Annotated in this window: 16 protein-coding genes and 1 pseudogene; 5 read left to right on the plus strand and 12 right to left on the minus strand. The window is 71.9% G+C overall.

Features of this window, described 5'->3' with window-relative positions; translation table 11 throughout:
• Nucleotides 1-10: 10 nt before the first annotated feature.
• Nucleotides 11-1504, plus strand: a complete 1494-nt coding sequence (gene amaB, locus AL072_RS14450; protein WP_045586068.1) for an L-piperidine-6-carboxylate dehydrogenase — start codon at nt 11-13, stop codon at nt 1502-1504.
• 457 nt (nt 1505-1961) lie between these two features.
• Here amaB and xdhC read toward each other — a convergent pair whose 3' ends face one another.
• From xdhC to lptF, 6 genes are all read right to left on the minus strand, one after another.
• A complete protein-coding gene (gene xdhC / locus AL072_RS14455; RefSeq protein WP_045586069.1) occupies nt 1962-2804 on the minus strand; it encodes a xanthine dehydrogenase accessory protein XdhC in 843 nt (280 codons plus the stop codon).
• The gene (gene xdhB, locus AL072_RS14460) at nt 2801-5338 is read right to left on the minus strand and encodes a xanthine dehydrogenase molybdopterin binding subunit (protein WP_245636866.1); all 2538 of its coding nucleotides are present in this window, start codon (nt 5336-5338) and stop codon (nt 2801-2803) included. Before xdhB ends, xdhC begins: the two co-directional genes overlap by 4 nt.
• Nucleotides 5331-6803 carry a xanthine dehydrogenase small subunit gene (gene xdhA / locus AL072_RS14465; RefSeq protein ID WP_045586070.1) on the minus strand — a complete coding sequence of 491 codons (1473 nt, stop codon included), beginning with the start codon at nt 6801-6803 and terminating at the stop codon, nt 5331-5333. Before xdhA ends, xdhB begins: the two co-directional genes overlap by 8 nt.
• Before the next feature lie 308 nt (nt 6804-7111).
• Nucleotides 7112-7609 carry a flagellar biosynthesis regulator FlaF gene (locus AL072_RS14470; RefSeq protein ID WP_045586071.1) on the minus strand — a complete coding sequence of 166 codons (498 nt, stop codon included), beginning with the start codon at nt 7607-7609 and terminating at the stop codon, nt 7112-7114.
• Nucleotides 7610-7728: 119 nt separating this feature from the next.
• On the minus strand, nt 7729-8706 hold the full coding sequence (locus AL072_RS14475; protein WP_045586072.1) for a glycosyltransferase family 9 protein: 978 nt from the start codon (nt 8704-8706) through the stop codon (nt 7729-7731).
• Entirely contained in the window at nt 8703-9884 is a 1182-nt protein-coding gene (gene lptF / locus AL072_RS14480) for an LPS export ABC transporter permease LptF (protein WP_045586073.1), read from the minus strand. The genes AL072_RS14475 and lptF overlap by 4 nt, the downstream gene beginning before the upstream one ends.
• A 175-nt stretch (nt 9885-10059) precedes the next feature.
• On the opposite strand from lptF, the gene AL072_RS14485 reads away from it, so the two are divergent.
• The 4 genes from AL072_RS14485 to AL072_RS14500 all read left to right on the plus strand — a co-directional run bounded on the left by AL072_RS14485 (nt 10060) and on the right by AL072_RS14500 (nt 15385).
• A complete protein-coding gene (locus AL072_RS14485; RefSeq protein ID WP_245636867.1) occupies nt 10060-12249 on the plus strand; it encodes an O-linked N-acetylglucosamine transferase, SPINDLY family protein in 2190 nt (729 codons plus the stop codon).
• 227 nt (nt 12250-12476) lie between these two features.
• The gene (locus tag AL072_RS14490) at nt 12477-12659 is read left to right on the plus strand and encodes a hypothetical protein (protein ID WP_245636868.1); all 183 of its coding nucleotides are present in this window, start codon (nt 12477-12479) and stop codon (nt 12657-12659) included.
• 100 nt (nt 12660-12759) lie between these two features.
• A complete protein-coding gene (locus AL072_RS14495; RefSeq protein WP_045586076.1) occupies nt 12760-14130 on the plus strand; it encodes a PQQ-dependent sugar dehydrogenase in 1371 nt (456 codons plus the stop codon).
• Nucleotides 14131-14203: 73 nt separating this feature from the next.
• Nucleotides 14204-15385 carry a cysteine desulfurase family protein gene (locus AL072_RS14500; protein ID WP_045586077.1) on the plus strand — a complete coding sequence of 394 codons (1182 nt, stop codon included), beginning with the start codon at nt 14204-14206 and terminating at the stop codon, nt 15383-15385.
• On the opposite strand, the gene AL072_RS14505 is transcribed toward AL072_RS14500, so the two are convergent.
• From AL072_RS14505 to pxpB, 6 genes and pseudogenes are all read right to left on the minus strand, one after another.
• The gene (locus AL072_RS14505; RefSeq protein ID WP_045586078.1) at nt 15357-16007 is read right to left on the minus strand and encodes a porin; all 651 of its coding nucleotides are present in this window, start codon (nt 16005-16007) and stop codon (nt 15357-15359) included. The genes AL072_RS14500 and AL072_RS14505 overlap by 29 nt on opposite strands.
• A 309-nt stretch (nt 16008-16316) precedes the next feature.
• Nucleotides 16317-17078 (minus strand): LamB/YcsF family protein, encoded by a 762-nt coding sequence (locus tag AL072_RS14510; RefSeq protein ID WP_045586079.1) that lies wholly within the window; start codon nt 17076-17078, stop codon nt 16317-16319.
• A 49-nt stretch (nt 17079-17127) separates the two neighbouring features.
• Complete coding sequence (locus tag AL072_RS36280; protein ID WP_425388604.1) at nt 17128-18081, minus strand: methyl-accepting chemotaxis protein; 954 nt, start codon at nt 18079-18081, stop codon at nt 17128-17130.
• Nucleotides 18082-18114: 33 nt separating this feature from the next.
• Nucleotides 18115-18702 (minus strand): annotated as a pseudogene (locus AL072_RS36285) (methyl-accepting chemotaxis protein); the annotation flags it as partial.
• Nucleotides 18703-18758: 56 nt separating this feature from the next.
• Nucleotides 18759-19781, minus strand: coding sequence for a 5-oxoprolinase subunit C family protein (locus tag AL072_RS14520; protein ID WP_045586081.1), 1023 nt, complete (start codon nt 19779-19781; stop codon nt 18759-18761).
• Complete coding sequence (pxpB, locus tag AL072_RS14525; RefSeq protein ID WP_063840408.1) at nt 19778-20581, minus strand: 5-oxoprolinase subunit PxpB; 804 nt, start codon at nt 20579-20581, stop codon at nt 19778-19780. The genes AL072_RS14520 and pxpB overlap by 4 nt, the downstream gene beginning before the upstream one ends.
• Nucleotides 20582-20585 lie beyond the last annotated feature (4 nt).

The raw sequence follows: 20585 nt of genomic DNA on the forward strand, positions 1-20585 counted from the left end.
AGCCACCCCGGTGCAGCACAGCGACATCCTCTCCCGTTTCGGCCTGACCTCCAGCGGGTCCGGGCTGACCGCCCGGTCGCCGGTCGACGGCGCCACCCTCGCCACGGTGGCGGAGACCGCGCCGTCGCAGGTGTCCGACATCGCAGCCAACGCCGCCCGCGCCTTCGAGGCGTGGCGCTCGGTGCCGGCGCCGCGCCGGGGCGAGCTGGTCCGCCTGCTGGGCGAGGAGCTGCGCGCCGCCAAGGAGGATCTGGGCCGTCTGGTTTCACTGGAAGCCGGCAAGATCTATCAGGAAGGCCTTGGTGAAGTTCAGGAGATGATCGACATCTGCGACTTCGCCGTCGGCCTGTCGCGCCAGCTCTACGGCCTGACCATTGCGTCGGAGCGGCCGGGCCACGCCATGCGCGAGACCTGGCACCCGGCCGGCCCCTGCCTCGTCATCTCCGCCTTCAACTTCCCGGTGGCGGTGTGGTCGTGGAACGCGGCGCTGGCGCTCGTCTGCGGCGACCCGGTGGTGTGGAAGCCGTCGGAGAAGACCCCGCTGACCGCCGCCGCCTGCCAGGTGATCTTCGAGCGCGCCGCGGCCCGCTTCGGCGATGCGCCGGCCAACCTGTCCCAGCTGGTCCAGGGCGGCCGTGAGATCGGCGAGGCGCTGGTCGCCCATCCGGGCTTCCCCATCGTCTCGGCCACCGGCTCGACCCGCATGGGCCGCGAGGTCTCCAAGGTGGTTGCCGAACGCTTCGGCCGCTCGATCCTGGAGCTGGGTGGCAACAACGCCATGATCGTGGCGCCGTCGGCCGACCTGGACATGGCGCTGCGCGCCATCCTGTTCTCCGCCGTCGGCACCTGCGGCCAGCGCTGCACCACGCTGCGCCGGCTGATCGTCCACCGTTCGGTCAAGGACCAGCTGCTGCCGCGCCTGAAGGCGGCCTACGCCTCGGTTCCGATCGGCAGCCCGCTTGACAGCGGCGTGCTGATGGGGCCGCTGGTCGATGCCGACGCCTTCAAGGCGATGCAGCGCGCGCTGGAAACCGCCAAGACCGAGGGCGGCACGGTGACCGGCGGCGAGCGCACGCTGGCCGACCGCTTCCCCGACGCCTTCTACGTCACCCCGGCCATCGTCGAGATGCCGGGCCAGACCGAGGTGGTCCGGCACGAGACCTTCGCGCCGATCCTCTATGTCCTGACCTACGACACGCTGGACGAGGCCATCGCGCTTCAGAACGCGGTGCCGCAGGGCCTGTCCTCCTGCATCTTCTCCACCGACCTGCGCGAGACCGAGCGCTTCCTGTCGGCCGGCGGCTCCGACTGCGGCATCGCCAACGTCAACATCGGGCCGAGCGGTGCGGAGATCGGCGGCGCCTTCGGCGGCGAGAAGGAGACCGGCGGCGGCCGTGAGTCCGGCTCCGACGCCTGGAAGGCCTACATGCGCCGCCAGACCGCGACGGTGAACTACTCCTCGGCGCTGCCGCTGGCCCAGGGCATCAAGTTCGAGATCGGCTGAGCACCGTCCCGCCGCAGCGTCACCGCCCCCCGCATCGCGGGAACGGTGGCGCCGCGGCGGGGCTTCCCAACTCTCCAATTGAACCGCGGGCTGTCGCTCCATATCGCCCGCGGCGGCCGGCTCCCCCGCTCCCCCGCCGCCCTGGAAGGGAAACGCGGGCCGAGCCGGGCGAATCCGTAGGGGCTGGGTTTGATTTGACGCAATGCCGCAAAACGCATTGCCGGTCTATGCTTGAGCCTGGTGGTCGATCTGGTTGACGCTTTGCCCTCCGCCCCGACGGCGCCGCCCCCAGGAACCAATCCTCCATGGTGGCACACAGGCGCCCCTTCCCCCGCCCGCCGGGGGAAGGCCGGGTGGCCGGGCGGAACGCTCGCTCGTCCTCGTCGACTGGCAATGTCGGCAACGCATCCGTCTCCTCCTCTGCGGAAGCGTTCCTCCGTTCACTTCCCCGCTTCGGTCAGGCTGGCATGAAGACTGACGGAACCTTCGCGAACGCCACCAGCAGTTCCGCCGCGACCAGGGCCGCGATCACCTCCGGCCGCTTGTCGCCGGTCAGCGCCGCGCCGACCGGGCAGGTCAGCCCGTCCAGCGCCCCGGTGTCGCGGTCACAGTCCCGCGCCCGCGCCCGGAACCGGCGCTCGAACTTCGCGCGCTTGGTTGCCGAGCCGATCATGCCGACATAGGCCGCATCGCCCCGGCGCAGGGCCGCTTCGGCGATCTCGAAATCCAGGGCATGGCTGTGGGTCAGCACCAGATAGCCGGCCCCGGCCGGGGCGTCGGCCAGCGGGTCGAGCGGACTGTCGGTCAGGATGCGCTCCACCCCCGGCGGGATCGCGGCGGGGAACTCCTGCGCCCGGCCGTCGATCCACAGCAGGCGTAGCGGCAGCGGCGCGAAGGCCGTCGCCATCGCCCGTCCGACATGGCCGGCGCCGAACAGCAGCAGTACCGGGCGCGCGTCGGCGGCGCGGCACTCGCGTTCCCCCAACGCCGCGGCGGTCTCCCGCCCGGCGCGCTCCAGCCGCAGCACGACATGGCCGCCACAGCATTGGCCGGTGGCGGGGCCGAGCGGCAGGTCGAGCGTCTCCTGTGCGCCGCCCTCCCCGATCATCCGGCGCGCGGCGGCGATGGCCGTCCATTCCAGCCGGCCGCCGCCGACCGTGCCGGCGCAAGTCCGCCGGCCGACCAGCATCCCGGCGCCCACCTCCCGCGGGGTCGAGCCGCGCGCCTCTGCCACCGTCACCAGCACCGCCGGCTCGCCGCGCGACAGCCAGTCGGCGAGGGTTGCGGACAGCAGGGTCATGCCGGTCGGGGGGCCGGTTCGGAGGACGCGTCGGGCCCCCTCCCCGACCCTCCCCCGCTTTCAGCGGGAGAGGGAGCACGCGCCGGATCGGCGGCAGTCCCCTCCACCGCCGAAGGCGGGGGAGGGTTAGGGAGGGGGCCGACGCCGCCCCCCGCCACCCGCTCCCGCAGGCGCCCGATGCAGCCCAGCACCCGTTCCGGCGTGGCCGGCGCGTCCAGCCGCGGACAGAACCGGTGGTCCGCCACGCTCGCCACCGCGTCGGACAGCGCATGCAGGACCGCCATGCCCAGCATCAGCGGCGGCTCGCCCACCGCCTTGGAGCGGAAGATGCTGTCCTCGCGGTTGGGCGCATTCTCCAGCAGGGCCACGTTGAAGATGCGCGGCCGGTCTGAGCAGGCCGGGATCTTGTAGGTGCTGGGGGCGTGGGTGCGCAGGCGCCCCTGCCCGTCCCACCACAGCTCCTCCATGGTCAGCCAGCCCATGCCCTGGACGAAGCCGCCCTCGATCTGCCCCTTGTCGATGGCCGGGTTCAGCGACCGGCCGCAATCATGCAGGATGTCCACCCGATCCACGACATATTCGCCGGTCAGCGTGTCGACCGTCACCTCGGCGCAGGCGGCGCCATAGGCGAAGTAATAGAAGGGCGTGCCGCGCCCGGCGGCGCGGTCCCAATGGATCTTCGGCGTCTTGTAGAAGCCGGTGGCCGACAGCTGGACCCGGGCGATGTAGGCGGCGCTCGCCAGTTCGGCGAAGCTCATGTCGCGGTCGCCCACCCGCACCCGGTTGCGCTCGAAGCGCACCGCGTCCTGCGCCACGCCCCATTTCTCCGCGGCGAATGCGACCAGCCTTTCCCGGATGGTGCGCGCCGCCGCCTGCGCCGCCTTGCCGTTCAGGTCGGAGCCGGAGGACGCCGCAGTCGCCGAGGTGTTGGGCACCTTTCCGGTGTTGGTCGCGGTCGGCCGGATGGTGGAGATGTCGACCTGGAACTCCTCCGCCACCACCTGGGCGACCTTGGTGTAGAGCCCCTGCCCCATCTCGATCCCGCCATGGTTCAGCTGGATGCTGCCGTCGGTGTAGACATGGACCAGGGCGCCTGCCTGGTTGTAATGGCTGGCGGTGAAGGAGATGCCGAACTTCACCGGCGTCAGCGCCAGCCCCTTGCGCAGGATGCGGCTGGTCCCGTTGAAGGCGCGGATCTCCTCGCGCCGCCGCCAATAGCCGGACGTCTTCTCCAATTGCTCCACCAGCTCCGGCAGGATGTTGTCGGTGACGGTCTGGTGATAGGGGGTGAGGGTACGGCCGTCCCGCTCGGGATCGGTGCCGTAGAAATTGCGCTTGCGGATCTCCAGCGGATCCTTGCCGAGCGCAAAGGCGATCTCGTCGATCACCCGTTCCGCCGCGACCATGCCCTGCGGGCCGCCGAAGCCGCGGAAGGCAGTGTTGGACACCGTGTTGGTCTTCAGCGGCAAGGACTCCAGCCGGGCCGCCGGATAGAAATAGCCGTTGTCGGCATGGAAAAGCGCGCGGTCGGTCACCGGCCCCGACAAATCGGCGGCATAGCCGGCCCTGGCCGCGAACAGCATCTCCACCCCCCGGATCACCCCGCCGGCGTCGAAGCCGACACGGTAATCGACCTCGAAATCATGGCGCTTGCCGGTGATCTGGAAATCGTCGTCGCGGTCGGGCCGCAGCTTGGCGGCGCGGCCGGTGCGGGACGCGACCAGCGCGGTGCAGGCGGCGAACAGGTTCGACTGCGTCTCCTTGCCGCCGAAGCCGCCGCCCATCCGCCGCACCTCCACCGTCACCGCGGCGCTCGGCACCGCCAGCACATGGGCGACGATGTGCTGCACCTCCGTCGGATGCTGGGTCGAGACGTGGATCAGCACCTCGCCATCCTCGCCCGGCGCCGCCATGGCGATCTGGCTTTCCAGGTAGAAATGCTCCTGCCCGCCGATGGCGAGCCGGCCCGCCACGCTCTGCGGGGCGGCGGCCAGCGCCGCGGCGGCATCGCCGACGGCGAGGGTCATCGGCGGGGTGACCAAGGTCCGCTCGCCGTCGCGCGCGGCGGCGATGGTCAGGATTGCCGGCAGATCCTCATACTCGATCGCCGCCAGCCTCGCCGCCCGGCGGGCATGGTCGCGGGTCGCGGCGGCGACGGCGAAGATCGGCTGCCCGACATGCTCGACCAGGGTGGAGGCGAACAGCGGCTCGTCATGCTTGCCCATGCAGCTGATGTCGTTCACCCCCGGCACGTCGGCGGCGGTGAAGACCGCCGCCACGCCGGGCGCGTGGCGCACCAGCGACAGGTCGATGGCGCGGATGCGGGCATGGGCGCGGGCACTGAGGCCGAGATAGACATGCAGCAGCCCGGCCGGCTCGGCGATGTCGTCGACATAGACCGCCTCGCCGCTGACATGCTTGTGCGCGCTTTCGTGCCGGCGCGGGTCATGGACCGCGCCCTCGATGCGGCCGGAAACCGCGCCGGGCGCAGGCGCGGCGGGAGCATGCACGTCGGGAGCCACGACATCAGGCATGGGCAAGCCTCCGGTCGCCGGCCAGACGGGTGTCCGCCGCCGGATCGCTGGTCTCGATATGGAACTTCATCAGCAGATTGGCGGCGACCATGGAGCGATAGCCCGCGCTGGCCCGCCAGTCGCTCAGCGGCGTGAAATCGCCGGACAGCGCCGCCATCGCCTCTCGCACCGTCTCCTCGCTCCAGTCCCGGCCGCGCAGTGCCGCCTCTGCCCCGGCGGCCCGCCTGGGCGTGCCGGCCATGCCGCCGAAGGCGATGCGGATGTCGGCGACCCGGCCGTCGGCGTCCAGCCTGAGGCGGAAGGCGCCGCAGACGGCGGAGATGTCCTGGTCGAAGCGCTTGGCGATCTTGTAGGCGCGGAAGCGCTCGCCAGGCCCCGGCTTCGGCAGGATCACCGCCTCGACGAATTCGCCCTCGCGGCGGTCCTGCCTGCCGTATTCGATGAAGAACGCCTCCAGCGGCAGCTCGCGCGTCTCGTCGCCACGCCGCAGCCGCAGGGTGGCGGCGCAGGCGATCAGGGCCGGCGGGGTGTCGCCGATCGGGGAGCCGTTGGCGATGTTGCCGCCGATGGTGCCCATGTTGCGTACCTGCTCCGCCCCGATGCGGCGGATCAGCTCGCCGAAATCGGGATAGAGCGCGGCGATGGCGGGGGCGGCCTCGCTGTAGGTGACGCCGGCCCCGATCACCAGAGCGTCGCCGCGATCCTCGATCCGCCGCAGGGCGCCGACCCGGCCGGTATGGATCACCGTCGCCAGCACCCGCTGGAACTTGGTCACCCACAGCCCGACGTCGGTGGCGCCCGCCACGATGGTCGCACCGGGGTGGTCGAGCAGGAGCTGCGCCAGCTGCGGCACCGTCGCCGGGGCGAGGAACCGCCGCCCGCCGGTCCCGACATCGAGGATCTCCTCGTCGCGCAGGGCCTTCAGCCTGTCCGCCCAAGCCTCGCGGTCGGCGAAGCGGTCGCTCCCTTGGCCGCCGATCCCGTACATGGCGTGCGCCGCCCGGACGATGGGGGCATAGCCGGTGCAGCGGCACAGGTTGCCGGCCAGCGCGTCGTCGATCCGCCGGTCGTCGGGCTTCTCCTCGTTCAGGTAGAGCGCCAGCAGCGACATGACGAAGCCCGGCGTGCAGAAGCCGCATTGCGAGCCGTGGCAATCGACCATCGCCTGCTGCACCGGATGCAGGGCGCCGTCCTGACCCTTCAGATGCTCGACCGTCAGCAGCAGGCAGCCGTCCAGTGTGGCGAGGAAGCGGATGCAGGCGTTCACCGCCTCGTAGCGCACCGCATCGCCGTCCAGCCGGCCGACCACCACGGTGCAGGCGCCGCAATCGCCCTCGGCACAGCCTTCCTTGGTGCCGACCCGCCGTTCCGACAGCCGCAGCCAGTCGAGCACCGTCAGGGTCGGATCGACATCGCCGATCTCCCGAAGCTCGTCGCCGAGATAGAAGCGGAGGCGCTGGCGCATGGCTGCTCCCGATGAACTGGTGACGATGCGGTGCAGTATTTCACCTGCATCGACTCTGTCACCAGATCGGCAGCGGGGGAAAGAGTTTCAAATGGATCGGATAGATCGGATCTCGCAAAATCTGAATCGATTTGGAACGTGAATCCGATCGCCAAACAAAGGACTACAGTTTCGTGCGTTTGATATGAAACGCACGAAACTGTAGCCACCGGTCGGGAAACGGGCAGCCTGCCCAACCGGAAAGCACGAAGGCCGGCGCTCCGCGGAGCGCCGGCCTTCGTGAAATCCCGATGGATGGGAAAGCCCGGTCAGATCGAGATGCGCAGGGATTCGCGGTTGACCGGCGGCGCGTCGGACTGGCCCATCGGGCGCGGCGGCACAGCCGGGCGCATGCCGGCGGGCTGGCCCGGGGCCGGCGGCGGCGGCTGGGTCGCCTGCTGGGCAGCGATGAACTCGCCCTGGGCGGTCAGTCCGCTGGCGACGTTGCGGTTGATGTTGACCAGCGTGTCGATCTTGGAGAAATCGAGATCGACCAGACGGCTGGTCGTCTCGCGGTCGACCAGCAGCGACAAGGCCGCGATGTTCGTCCGCACCTCCGGCGGATGGCCGCAATCCTCTTCGGTGATCGCCGCCTGGAAGATGGTCCACAGCCGCTGATTCAGCTGCAAAGCCTCGCGGTAGGCATTCTCGTCCTTGGCATGGCTGGCGGCGATGATGCGTCGCGCCGCCTCCGCCAATGCCCATGCCTCGACGTCGCGCGGATTGTCCGAGGTCGGCTTGTTGGCGTAGGTGGGAGTCGGCTTCATTCCAAACCCTCGGGGGAAAACCCATCCGGTCGGGGCGTACCTGCCCCTTGCGTTGCTTGCGAAGTGTCGGTTATCCGGCCGGCTTTGTCAACGCGACGGGGACGTGTCGACCCTCGCGGTCAGCCCTGACGCAAACTGGTCACACGTCCTATGCGATTCGGCAGAAGGGAGAGGGCGGCCTTCGCCACGCCGTCCTCGCCGATGCCGTCCATCAGGCCGCGGGCGTCGGGATCCGCGGCGACGCGGGCCAACAGCTCCGCCTGGGGGACGCTGCCGGTCACCGCCCGGCCATGCGGCCCCCAGGGGCCGTAGATGGCGGGATAGCCGGGGCCGAACAGCCCGACGGTCGGCACCCCGGCCGCCGCCGCGATGTGCATCAGCCCGCTGTCGTTGCCGACATAGAGCGCCGCGCGTTCCAGGCAGGCGGCGGCGGCCATGGGATCGGTGCGGCCGGTCAGGTCGATGGCCCGCGGCCCCAGCGCGTCGAGCAGCGGACGCGCCCGCTCCCGCTCCGGCCCGGCGGCCAGCACCGCCACCCGCGCACCCGCCAGCGGACCATCCGGCCCGGTCAGCCGTGAGGCCAGCCGGGCGAAGCGGTCGGCCGGCCACTCCTTGCCCAGCCAGTTGGCGGTCGGGCCGATGGCCAGGAACGGGCCGGTGCCGGCGGGGATCAGGGCGTCGGCCTCCGCCCGCGCCGCGGCGTCGATCCACAGGCGCGGGGCCGGTGGCGGCGACAGGCCCAGCACCGCTGCATTCTCCTCCACCTTGTGCATTGGACGGGCCGCCTTGGCGTGGAAGACCCGCCGGCGCGCCGGCACCAGCCGCCCGACCGCCGAGTTGCGCAGATCGACCACCAGATCCCAGCGCGTCGTCACGCAGTCCAGCCACAGCCGCAGCCAGTGCCGGGCGTAGGACCGCTTCGGCATCGGGATCAGCCGCTCCAGCCCGGGCACCGAGCGGAACAACGGGGCCGGCAGCGGCCCGCAGGCGATGGTCAGCCTCGCCCCCGGACAGGTCTCGGTCAGGTGGCCGAGCAGCCCGGTCGACAGCACCGCATCGCCCAGCCGGTTGGAGGTGATGAAGAGGATGCGGGTCATCGCGTCCCGGCCGTAGCGGCGCCGCTCCCCGCCCCATTCCCGTCACCATTTCCGGGGGTATCCTGCCCGGATTGGTCCTGCCCGCGTCCGGGCCGCAGCATCAGCCCGCGCGACATCACCCACAGGGCCGGCAGCAGCACCACCAGCGGCATGGCGTACATCAGCGGCACGAAGACGGTCGCCTTGCCGGCCAGGCTGGTCAGCCCGAGCGCCCCGGCCTGCAACCCCATCACCAGCAGCACGGCGATGGTGACGCGCGAGGATTGGCCACGCCGGTTGAACTCGCCCGACAGCAGCGCCGCCAGCGCCACCAGCGCATAGGACAGAGCCAGCAGCGGCGAGGAGAAGCGGTGGTGCAGCTCGGCGATCAGGCCGCGGCGCATGCGGTCGTCCTGGGCCGGGACATTGCCGTCCATCAGCTCCGCGGTGGTGCGCTCCCGCGCATCGGGCCAGCGTTCGGCCGCCTGCGGCGCCACCGCCTTCAGGTCGACGGCATAGCGGTCGAAGAACAGCTGCGACAGCCGGTTGGTCTTGCGGTCCAGCTCCTGCCGGTTGCCGTCATAGACGACGAAGCGCGTGCCCTCCGGCCCGGTCTGCATCACGGCGCGGTCGCCCATGATCGTCACCGGCTTGTCCGGCAGGCGGCCGTCATGGATCAGCACCTTGTGCAGGTTGCCGTCCGAATCGCGGTCGCGCAGGAAGACGCTGAACTGGTCGCCGACCTCGTTGAACACGCCCTCGCGCAGGAACAGCTGCGAATAGTCGCTGCGCACCGTGTATTCCATGCGCACCAGTTCGCGATGGGCGGACGGGGTGATCCAGACGTTCAGCACATAGACGACGACCATCACCCCCGCAGCCAGCACCAGCGCCGGCTGCGACAGCGACAGCGGCCCGACGCCGGCCGCGCGCATCACCACCAGCTCGCTGTCGGCCGCCATCTTGTTGTAGGTGAACAGGATGGCGCCGACCAGGGCCAGCGGCAGCACGATGCCGAGGAAGGTCGGCACCGTCAGCAGCAGCAGCCACAGGAACATCCCCATCGGCGCGCCGGCGCTGACCACGATCTCGATCAGGCGCAGCGACTGGCTGAGCCAGATGGTCAGCGTCAGGCCGGCCGTCGAATAGAGGGTGGCGATCAGCAGGTTGCGGAACAGGTACCGTTGCAGTCGGTTCATGGACTTCGGCCGGATCTCCAATACGGGCGGCAAGCTGACCGCCCCGGCCCGCCGGGTCAAGTGCTGAAAACCGGCCGGCCCTCCCGCGGACCCGGCGCAGGCCCGGCGGCACCCACCCGGCATAGGTCCGGGAAAGCGCTGGCGCGGGCCGCGGCCAACAGCTATGACGGTCGTCATGGCGACGATCCAGGAAGCGCTGAGCGCCGCGCTGGCGCATCATCAGGCCGGCCGGCTGGCCGAGGCGGCGGCGCTCTACCATGCCGTGCTCGACGCCGTGCCCGGCCATGCCGACGCCTCCCATCTGCTGGGGGTGGTCCATCTGCAGTCGGGCCAGCCCGACCGCGCTGCCGCTCTGATCCGCACCGCCATCCAGGCCAGCCACCGGGTCGCCGACTATCACGACAATCTCGGCAGCGCGCTGAAGGCGCTCGGCCGCCACGAGGAGGCGGTGGCCGCCCACCGGCAGGCGATCCGGCTGCGGCCCGAATTCGCCCAGGCGCTCTACAATCTCGGCAACGCGCTGGAGGCGCTCGGCCGGCTGGAGGAGGCGGCGACCGCCTTCCGGCAGGCGGCGGCGCGGCGGCCGGGCTATGCCAAGGCCCGCTTCAACCTGGGCAACGTGCTGGCGGCGCTCGACCGCCGGGCCGATGCCGACGACGCCTACCGTGCCGCCATCACCGACGATCCCGCTTTCGTCGAGGCCCATGCCAACCGCGGCTCGCTGCTGCTGGCGCTGGAACGGCCGGCGGACGCGGCGGCGGCGCTGGCCCGCGCACTGGCGCTGCGTCCCGACCATGCCCCGGCGCTGGCCAACCGGGCGGCGGCCCTGCTGGCCCTGGGAAAGCCCGACGCGGCGGAGCGCGCCGCCCGCCATGCCGTGGCGTCCCGGCCGGAACTGGCCGACGCGCTGCTGCGGCTGGCCGAGATACGCCAGCGCGCCGGCCGGCTGGACGCCGCCGCCAGCACCTATGCCGCGGCGCTGGCCTGGAACCCGGCGCTGGCGCAGGCGCATGCCAACCTGGCCCTGGTGCGCCAGACCCAGGGGCTGCTCGACGCGGCGGAGGCCGGGAACCGGCGGGCGCTGGCGCTCGACCCCGGTCTGGCCGACGTGCGCTCCAACCTCGCCTATCTCCGGCTGTTCCGGCCGGGGGTGACGCTCGCTGCGGTGCTGGAGGCCCATCGCGCCTGGGACGCCGCGCATGGGGCGCCGCACCGCGGGCGCTGGGCCAAGCCCGGCCGGTCCACCGCCGCCGTCGCCGCCGCGAAAGGACCGCTCACCGTCGCCATCCTGTCCGGCGACTTCCGCCGCCACCCCGCCGGCCTGTTCGCGCTGCGCACGGTGGAGGCGCTGCCCGCCCAGGACATCCGCCTGCTGCTCTATGCCAACCAGACCGAGGCCGACGACGTGACCGCGCGCTTCCGCAAGGCGGCGGCGCGCTGGATCCCGGTCGCCGGCCTGCCTGACGGGGAGGTGGCGGCGCGGATCCGCCACGACCGGCCCGACATCCTGATCGATCTGGCCGGCCACAACGCCCGCGGCCGGCCCGGCGTGTTCGCGCGCAAGCCGGCGCCGCTGCAGGTCGCCTGGGCGGGCTACATGGCGACCACCGGCCTTGCCGCCATGGATGCGCTGGTCGCCGACCGCCACCATGTGCCAGACGGCATGGAGGCGTTCTATGCGGAGCGGGTGCTGCGCATGCCCGACGCCTTCATCGCCTTCGAGCCGCCGGGCGACGGGGAGGCGCTGCCGCTGACCCAGCCGCCCAGCCTGTCCGGCGGCCCCGTCACCTTCGGGTCCTTCAACATCCTGACCAAGCTGAACGACGCGGTGCTGGCGGCCTGGGCGGCGATCCTCGGCCGGCTGCCGGGGTCGCGCCTGCTGATGAAGACCAAGGCCTTGTCCTGCCCGGTCACCGCCGCCCTGTGGCGCGGCCGGCTGGCCGCCGCCGGCATCGAACCGGACCGTGTGACGATGGTCGGCGGCAGCAGCAGCCTGGACCATATGCGCCATTGCGGCTCGGTCGACGTGGCCCTCGACCCCTTCCCCTTCTCCGGCAGCACGACGACGCTGGAAACCCTGTGGATGGGGGTGCCGGTCGTCACCCTGCCGGGGGAGACCTTCTCCAGCCGCCATTCGCTGGCCTTCCTGACCGTGGCGGGGGTGGAGGGCTGCATCGCCGCCGATCCGGCCGACTATGTGGAGCGCGCCGTCGCCTGGGCATCGGCGCCGCAGCGGCTGGCGGATCTGCGCCGCACCCTGCGCGCTCGGATGGCCGCCGGACCGCTGTGCGACGGCGGTCGGCTCGCCGCCGCATTGGCGGCGGACCTGCGGGCATTGCAGTCGTCGGCTGCAAGACGTTCCTGATGTGCGCCTTGCGATCGTTGTGGGTGAAAATATTGTAACGCGCCACCGATTGTAAAAGACCCTGATTATCGGTATGATCCAGCCGTCCGGCCGGAAAGCCAGCGGGCCTATCGTCCCTTTCCGCCTTGCGACATCGCCTTACCCCCTGTCCGCCCCCCCCCGGTCGTGGAGCGATGATGATCGATCCAGCGGCGATACGCCGAGCGATTGCCGAAGTCGAACAGGCGGTGGGCGCAGCCCATGCGCGTGGCGAGATGGCGGCACAGGACGGCGCCACCGCACTGGCCCGGCTCTATACGGTCTATGCCCAGAGCGTGCTGCGCCGCCACGGGGTGGGGGTCGATCTCGAGGAGCTCTGCCACCGCGGCGGCCGGCACCACCGGCTCGACGCCGCATCCCGCCCCCGCTGAAATGCCGAGTTCCTGAAGGCCAGGCCATGGGAACCAACCGGTGCCGCCCGGGTTGGCGTGGGGAGGCCCCTTCGGCCACACAAAAGCGGGAATCCGGCGCATGCGTACCACCACACGGCTCGCCCTCATGCTGTCCGCGGCGGTCGTCGCGCTTCCGCTCGCCGGTTGCAGCGAGCAGGCGACGCTGCCGGTCGCGGCCGGCACCGGCCCCAACCCGACCCTGCCGGAACCGAAATCCACGCTGATCCCGACGGTCGACATCGCCGACGCCGTCGGCTGGCCGCAAGGCGTACAGCCGGCGGCGGCCCAAGGGTTGAGCGTGACCGCCTTCGCCACCGGGCTGGATCATCCGCGCTGGCTGCTGAGCCTGCCGAACGGCGACGTGCTGGTGGCGGAGACCAACGCCCCGCCCAAGCCGGAGGACGGCAAGGGCATCAAGGGATGGGTCATGGGGCTGGTGATGGGCAAGGCCGGGGCAACCACGCCCAGCGCCAACCGCATCACCCTGCTGCGCGACAGCGACGGCGACGGCAAGGCAGACGTCCGCGAACCCTTCCTGGAAGGGTTGAACTCGCCCTTCGGCATGGCGCTGGTCGGCAGCGACCTCTACATCGCCGACACCGACGCGGTGGTGAAAGTCCCCTACCGCGAGGGCGACACCAAGGCCACCGCCCGGCCGGAGAGGGTGGTCGACCTGCCCGGCGGGCCGCTGAACCACCATTGGACCAAGAACATCGTCGCCAGCCGCGACGGCTCCAAGCTCTACGCCACCGTCGGTTCCAACAGCAACGTCGCCGAAAACGGCATCGAGGCCGAGCAGGGCCGCGCCGCCATCTGGGAAATCGACCTGAAGACCCGGTCGCACCGCATCTTCGCCTCCGGCCTGCGCAATCCCAACGGCATGGATTGGGAGCCGACCGGCGGGGCGCTGTGGACCGCCGTCAACGAACGGGACGAGATCGGCAGCGACCTTGTGCCCGACTACATGACCTCGGTGAAGGACGGCGGCTTCTACGGCTGGCCCTACAGCTATTACGGCCAGCATGTCGACAGCCGGGTCGAGCCGCAGCGGCCCGATCTGGTCGCCAAGGCGATCCCGCCCGACTATGCGCTGGGGCCGCACACCGCCTCGCTCGGGCTGGCCTTCTCCCGGCCGGGCGCGCTGCCGCCGGGCCTGACCGAGGGCGTGTTCATCGGCCAGCACGGCTCATGGAACCGCAATCCGCCCAGCGGCTACAAGGTGATCTTCGTTCCCTTCCGCGACGGCCGTCCGTCCGGCGAGCCGGTCGACGTGCTGACCGGCTTCCTCGACAAGGACGGCAATGCCCAGGGCCGTCCGGTCGGCGTGACGCTGGATGCAAAGGGCGCCCTGCTGGTCGCCGACGACGTCGGCAATGCCGTCTGGCGCGTCAGCGGCGCCGGCACCGCGCAATCGGCCGAGCGGCCGGCCCCGCAGCAGCCGGCACAATAGACCGGCGCGACAAGCGGACCGGCGCGACGAGGAAGGGCCTCCCCTTCCGCGTCCGCCGGCGCGATACTGCGTCATGATCTATCTCGACCATCTGGCCTCGACGCCGCTCGATCCGCTGGTGCTGGAGGCGATGCTGCCCTGGATGCGGCCGGAGGCGGCGGGCAACCCGCATGCCGCCCACCGGGCCGGCTGGCGTGCCGCCGACGCCGTCGAAGAGGCGCGGGCGGAGGTCGCGGCCCTGGTCGGGGCGCGGCCGGGCGAGGTGGTCTTCACCTCCGGCGCGACGGAGGCGAACGCGCTCGCCCTGCTGGGCGGCGTACCGCCGGAGGGCGGCTGCATCGTCTCGGCGGTGGAGCATGCGAGCGAGCTGGCCTGCCTGCCGGAGTTGCGGCGGCGCGGCCATCCGGTCGCGGTCCTGCCGGTGGACGGGACGGGACGGGTCGATCCCGCCGAACTGGAGCGTCATCTGTCCAGCCTCGGCAAACCGGCGCTGGTGTCGGTGATGGCCGCCAACAACGAGGTCGGAACGATCCAGCCGCTGGCGGAGCTTGCGGCGGTCGCGGCCTGCCATGGCGCGACGATCCACAGCGACGCGGTGCAGGCACTGGGCACGCTGGCGCTCGACATGCCGGCTCTCGGCCTCCACGGGCTCAGCCTGTCGGGGCACAAGCTGTACGGGCCGATGGGCATCGGCGCCCTGGTCGTCCGCCCGCCCTTCCGGCCGGTGCCGGCCTCTGCCGGCGGATCGGCCGGCGGCGGGCAGCAGCGCGGGCTGCGCGGAGGAACGCTGCCGACGCCGCTCTGCGTCGGGCTGGGCATCGCCTGCCGGCTGGCGCGGGAGCGGCGGGAGGAGGATGCGCGGCGCATCGCCGGCTTGCGCGACCGGCTGTGGGACCGGCTGCATGACCTGCTGGGCGACCGCCTGCCCGGCCTCCGCCGCAATGGCGCCGCCGATGGGCTGGCCGGCTGCCTCAACGTGACGATCCCCGGCATCGACGCCGCCGACCGGCTGCTGGATCTGCCGGAGCTTGCCGCCTCGACCGGTTCCGCCTGCCACAGCGCCGCGGGCGAGCCGTCGCATGTCCTGCTGGCGCTGGGCCTCCCGGCGGCGGATGCCCATGCCAGCCTGCGCTTCGGCCTCGGCCGCGGCACGACGGCGGAGGAGGTGGACGCAGCGGCGGCCCTGCTGGCGGCAGCCTTGTCGGGGCGCGGACCGGCCGGTCCGCTCAGAACTGCAGGCGCGCGCCGACCTTGACCACCGCCCCCATGGACTCGGCGGCGCCGTCGAAATCGGTGTCGGCCATCACCTGCCAACGCGGCGTGATGGCATAGGACAGGTCGGCAAGGTAATGGTCGCTCGCCGCCGCACCCTCGGGCGCCGTCCGCCGCACCCGCAGCGACAGCGTCATGTCGCCACGGCCATAGGCCAGCGCCGCGTTCAGGCTGCGGACGGAAACGCCGTCGGCCTCCTGCTGCCGGCGCAGGTCGCCGTCCAGCGTCACGCTCTGCCATGCGAAGCGGGTGCCGAGGATCCAGGATTGACGCGGCAGGCGCCGGCTGTCGCTGCGCACCCGCGCCCGGCTGGTCCCGGCGGTCAGCCGGGCATTGACGCCGCCGAGCGTGACGGTCTTGCGGATCGCCGCCTCGACCAGATGCAGCGCCTCGCGCGGGTCGGGCAGGTCGGCGTTGCCGCGCGGCAGCGGCGTGTAGCTCGCTCCCACCTCGAAGCCACGCAGCGGCGGCGTGTAGTAGGTCAGCTTCGCCGTGCTGTTCCCGGCCCCGGCCGCCAGCGGCATCGCCCCCGCCGCCACCAGCCGGTTGCGCGCCCCATCGGTCTGCCCGATCTCCAGCTCGCCCCAGGACACATCGACCTGCAAGAAATGCCGGCGATCCGAAACGCTACCTTTCGTGTAGAGAATATCAGCGGACGCCTCGCCGGCCGAAACAATCGCCATTGCCGCCAGAATAGGCATGGAAATTCGTCGTTGCATGGCAAGACCTGTGCTGGTTGGTCGGGGGTCGACTATCCATTCCGTCGATACCGCCCCTGTGTATCCTTTCGTGTTTGAGGGATGTTCGTCTAAAAATCTGACAAAACTGTGACCTGGACTTTGCGTGTTGCGACGCAAAAACACCCAGACATTCGCCCGCCGCGCGAAGCCGGGCGGCGCTCCGACCCTCTCCCGTCAGGCGGGCGCCCGCACAGCCACGCCGGCCCGTTCCAGCGCATGGCGCACGGCCGCGGCCATGGCGACGGCGGTCGGGGTGTCGCCATGGACGCAGATGGTGTCGGCGACGATGGGCAGGCGGGTGCCGTGGCGGCTTTCGACCGCGCCATCCAGCACCATCCGCACCACCCGCGCCGCCGCCAGATCCGGGTCGTGGATCACCGACCCGGCGACGGTGCGCGGGGTCAGGGTGCCGTCATCCTCATAGGTCCGGTCGGCGAAGGCCTCGCGGGCGATGCGCAGGCCGGCGGCCTCGCCGGCGCGCTCCATGGCGCTCAGCGGCGGCACGACCAGCAGCAGGGCGGGGTCCACCGCCTTCACCGCGCGGGCGATGGCTCCGGCCGGATCCGGCTCGACCGCCGCCATGTTGTAGAGGGCGCCGTGCGGCTTCACATGGGTCACGCGCTGCCCGGACAGGGCGGCGCAGGCCTGGAGCGCCCCCACCTGATATGCCACCAGCCGCTCGACCTCGGCGGCGCTCAGCCCACGAATGACGCGGCGGCCGAAGCCGGCGCGGTCCTCGAAGCCCGGATGGGCGCCGATCCGCACGCCCTTCTCCCCGGCCAGCCTCGCGGTGTCGGCCATGATGGTGGGGTCGCCGGCATGGAAGCCGCAGGCGATGTTGGCGGAGGTGACGATGTCCAGCATCGCCCGGTCGTCGCCCATGCTCCAGGCGCCGTACCCCTCGCCCATGTCGCAGTTCAGATCGATGGTCGGCATGATCTCTCTCAAGGGTTGGTCTGGTCTGTTCGGGCCGGCGGCTTCCCGCTCACGCCGCATCGGACTGTCGCAGAGAGCGGATGAAGCCGGCAACCTCGCTGCGCAGCCTGTCCATCTGGCCGCCAAGGTCGCCCGCCGCCCCCTCCAGCCGGTGCGAGGCCTCGCCGGTCCGCCCCGCGGTGTCAGACGTCGCGTTGACGTCGCCCAGCAGCGCCCGCACGCCCTGCGCCGCCTCGGTCACGCCGCGGCCGATCTCGCCGGTTGCGGCGTTCTGCTCCTCCACCGCCGCGGCGATGGAGGCGCTGATCTCGCTGAGGTCGTGGACGACGCGGGCGATCTCGACGATCTCGCCGGCCGCCGACCCGGTGGAGTCCTGGATGGCCCGGATCTGCGTCTCGATCTCCTCGGTCGCCCTGGCGGTCTGGGTCGCCAGCGCCTTCACCTCGCCCGCCACCACGGCGAAGCCCTTGCCCGCCTCGCCGGCCCGCGCCGCCTCGATGGTGGCGTTCAGCGCCAGCAGGTTGGTCTGCTTGGCGATGGCGTTGATCAGCGTCACCACCGCCGACACCCGGTCGGAAGCCTGGACCAGTCCCGAAACCCGGTCGGTCGCCCGGGCGGCGCGGCGCGACGCCTCGTCGGCGATGGACTGCGACTGCTGGGCCTGGACCGAGATCTCGCGGATCGAGGCCACCAGCTCATCCACCGCGGCGGCCATGCCGTCGACCGAGGCATCGACCGCCGCGGCGTTGCCGGCGGCCTGCCGGCTGACCTGCCCGTTCTGCTCCGCCATGCCGGCAAGGCCGCGGGTCGCATCGCCCATGCCGCCGGTGGTGCGCAGGGCCTCGGCGAGGGTGGAGCCGACGCGCCGCTCGAAATCGTCGGCGACGGCGGCGATCGCGGCATGGCGCTCGGCGTCGGAGCGGCGGCGCAGTTCCACCTGTTCGGCCTCCAGCCGCTGCTTGGCGGCTCCCTGCTCCTTGAAGACCTGGACGGCGGCGGCCATCCGGCCGATCTCGTCGCGTCGCTCCCGCGACGGCACCTCGACGGCACCGTCACCGTCGGCCAGCCGCGTCATCACCGTGGTCAGCCGGACGATGGGGCGGGTGGCGCCGCGCACCATCAGGAACAGCACGCCGCACAGCGCAACCAGTGCCGCCAACCCGCCGCCAGCCAGCAGCCACGCCCGTTCCGTCGCCTGCCGTTCGGCCCGGCGGGGCGACAGGTGCAGTTCCACCGCGCCCAGCCGGTCGGTCCGGGCGCCGGCCTTGCGCAGGATGTCGGCGCGGCGGACCAGCAGGGCCGGATCGGCTGCCGACACGTCGCCGCTCCTGGCGAAGACCTCCCCCTTCGGGTCGAGCACGCGGCTGCCGACGAAATCCGGGTCGTTGGCGAGCGCCGCCAGTTGCGCCGCGGCGGAGTCCTGATCGACGTTCCATAATGGCTCGGCCAGCCCACCGGCGATCACCAGGACGGTGACGGCGGCTCTGTCCTCCAGGGCGGTGCGGGCATCCTCGCGGTTCATGGTGACGACGGCGGCGATGCCGGTCCAGCTGATGACGGTCACCATCAGCGCGATCGGAACGACGACACGCATGGCAAGGGTACGGCCCACACGCTGCAGCATCAGGTCCACTCCATGGCGATTTGAGAGGGCAGGTCGGAAGAAGGGCCGGACCGGCGTCAGTCCCAGCCGGTGACGGCGCCGCCGATCAGGTTGAAGCCGAGCAGCCGCGCGCTGTCGTACAGCGCGAAGCCGCCGGCCGATTGCAGCAGGCCGGGAAGCGCCTCCAGCGTCTGGCGGTGACGGGCCTGGATGCGGGCGGCCTCCGCCGCATCGACGGCGGCGAAGCGCAGCCGGTCGCCGGGCCGCATCTGCGCCAGCGCCGCGACGTCCGGCCCGACGACGCAGGCGATCTTGGGATAGCCGCCGGTGGTCTGGCGGTCGGCGAGCAGCACGATGGGCCGGCCGGTCCCCGGCACCTGGACGGCGCCGAGCGGGATGCCATCCGAGGTGATGTTGAACCCCCGGGCATGCTCGATCACCGGGCCGTCGAGCCGGCAGCCCATGCGGTCGGCCTCATGGCTGACGGCATAGTCCTCCTCCAGGAAGGCCCCGATCCCGGCCTTGGTGAAATACTCCTGCTGCGGCCCCAGCATGACCCGCAACGTCCCGCCGCGCGCCGGCAACAGCGACGGGTCGAGGCAGCGTTCCCCCCGGTCGGCCGCCTGGTCGAGCCGCAGCGGCAGCCGGTCCCCCGCCTTCAGGGCGGTGCCGTCCAGCCCGCCCATGCGGCTGCGTATGTGGGTGGCGACGCTGCCCAGCACCGGCTGCAGGGCGAAGCCGCCCTCCACCGCCCAATAGCCGCGCATGCCACTGCGCAACGCGCCAATGCGCAGGGTCTGGCCGTCGGTCAGGCGCAGGCTGGTCCAGGCCGGGACCGGCTCGCCGTCCACCGTCAGGGCGGCGTCGGCGGCGACCGCGATGCGCACCGGCCCGCCCTCCACCGCGATGCTGTCGCCGGCCAGGGTGAACTCCACCGCCCCGTCCCCCGGTGCATTGCCGGCCAGCGCATTGGCGGCGGCATGCAGCAGCGGGTCGGCCGCCCCGGCGACCGAGACGCCATAGCGCTGGTAGCCCGCCCGCCCGCGGTCCTGCACGGTGGAGCTGGGGCCGGGAGCCAGGATGCGCAGATGGCTGGTCATGCCGCCGCTCCCTGCATCACGGCGTCGGCGGTGGATGCCGACGCCCCAAGGGAAGCCACCGTCTCGCAATCCGGCAGATAGCCGCCGATCCCCTCCAGCCGGTCAAATTCCGCCGCCGTGATGGCGGTGAAACGGATGCGGTCTCCCGGCGCCAGTAGGAAGGGCGGTTCGCGCCGCAGGTCGAAGGTGCGGGCCGGCGTCCGCCCCAGCAGATGCCAGCCGCTCGGCATGACGATGGGGGAGATCGCCGCCTGCGCGCCGCCCTGCATCACGCTGCCGGCCGGGGTGTGCATGCGCGGATTCTTCCGCCGGGGCTGGTGCAGCACCTCCGGCAGGCCGCCGAGATAGGCGAAGCCGGGAGAGAAGCCAAGCATGTAGACCCGGTAGTCGGCGCTGCAATGCAGCCGCACCACCTCGTCGCTGGACAGGCCGCAGCGGCGTGCCACCTCGTCCAGATCCTCGCCATGGGCGCCGCCGAAGCAGACCGGGACGATCCAGCGCAGCTGCGGCCCGGTTGCGGCCTCGTCCGGCCCGGCGGCCAGCTCCAGCAGCGCGGCGCCCAGCGCGTCGGCCGTCGTCACCGACGGGTCGAACTGCACCAGGATCGAGCGGTAGGTCGGGACCGTCTCGACGATCCCGGCGATGCCGGCCCCGGCGATGCGGCGGTCGAGCCGGTGGACGGCGGCGTTCAGGTCGGGGGCGATGCCGTCGCCCAACTCCACGATCAGGGCGCTGTCGCCGGCCGCCCGCAAGGTGGGGGTCGGCGGTACGGGTGCCGGATACGGGGTGGTCACGCTCATGGGG

Source organism: Azospirillum thiophilum (assembly GCF_001305595.1).
Lineage (GTDB): Bacteria > Pseudomonadota > Alphaproteobacteria > Azospirillales > Azospirillaceae > Azospirillum > Azospirillum thiophilum.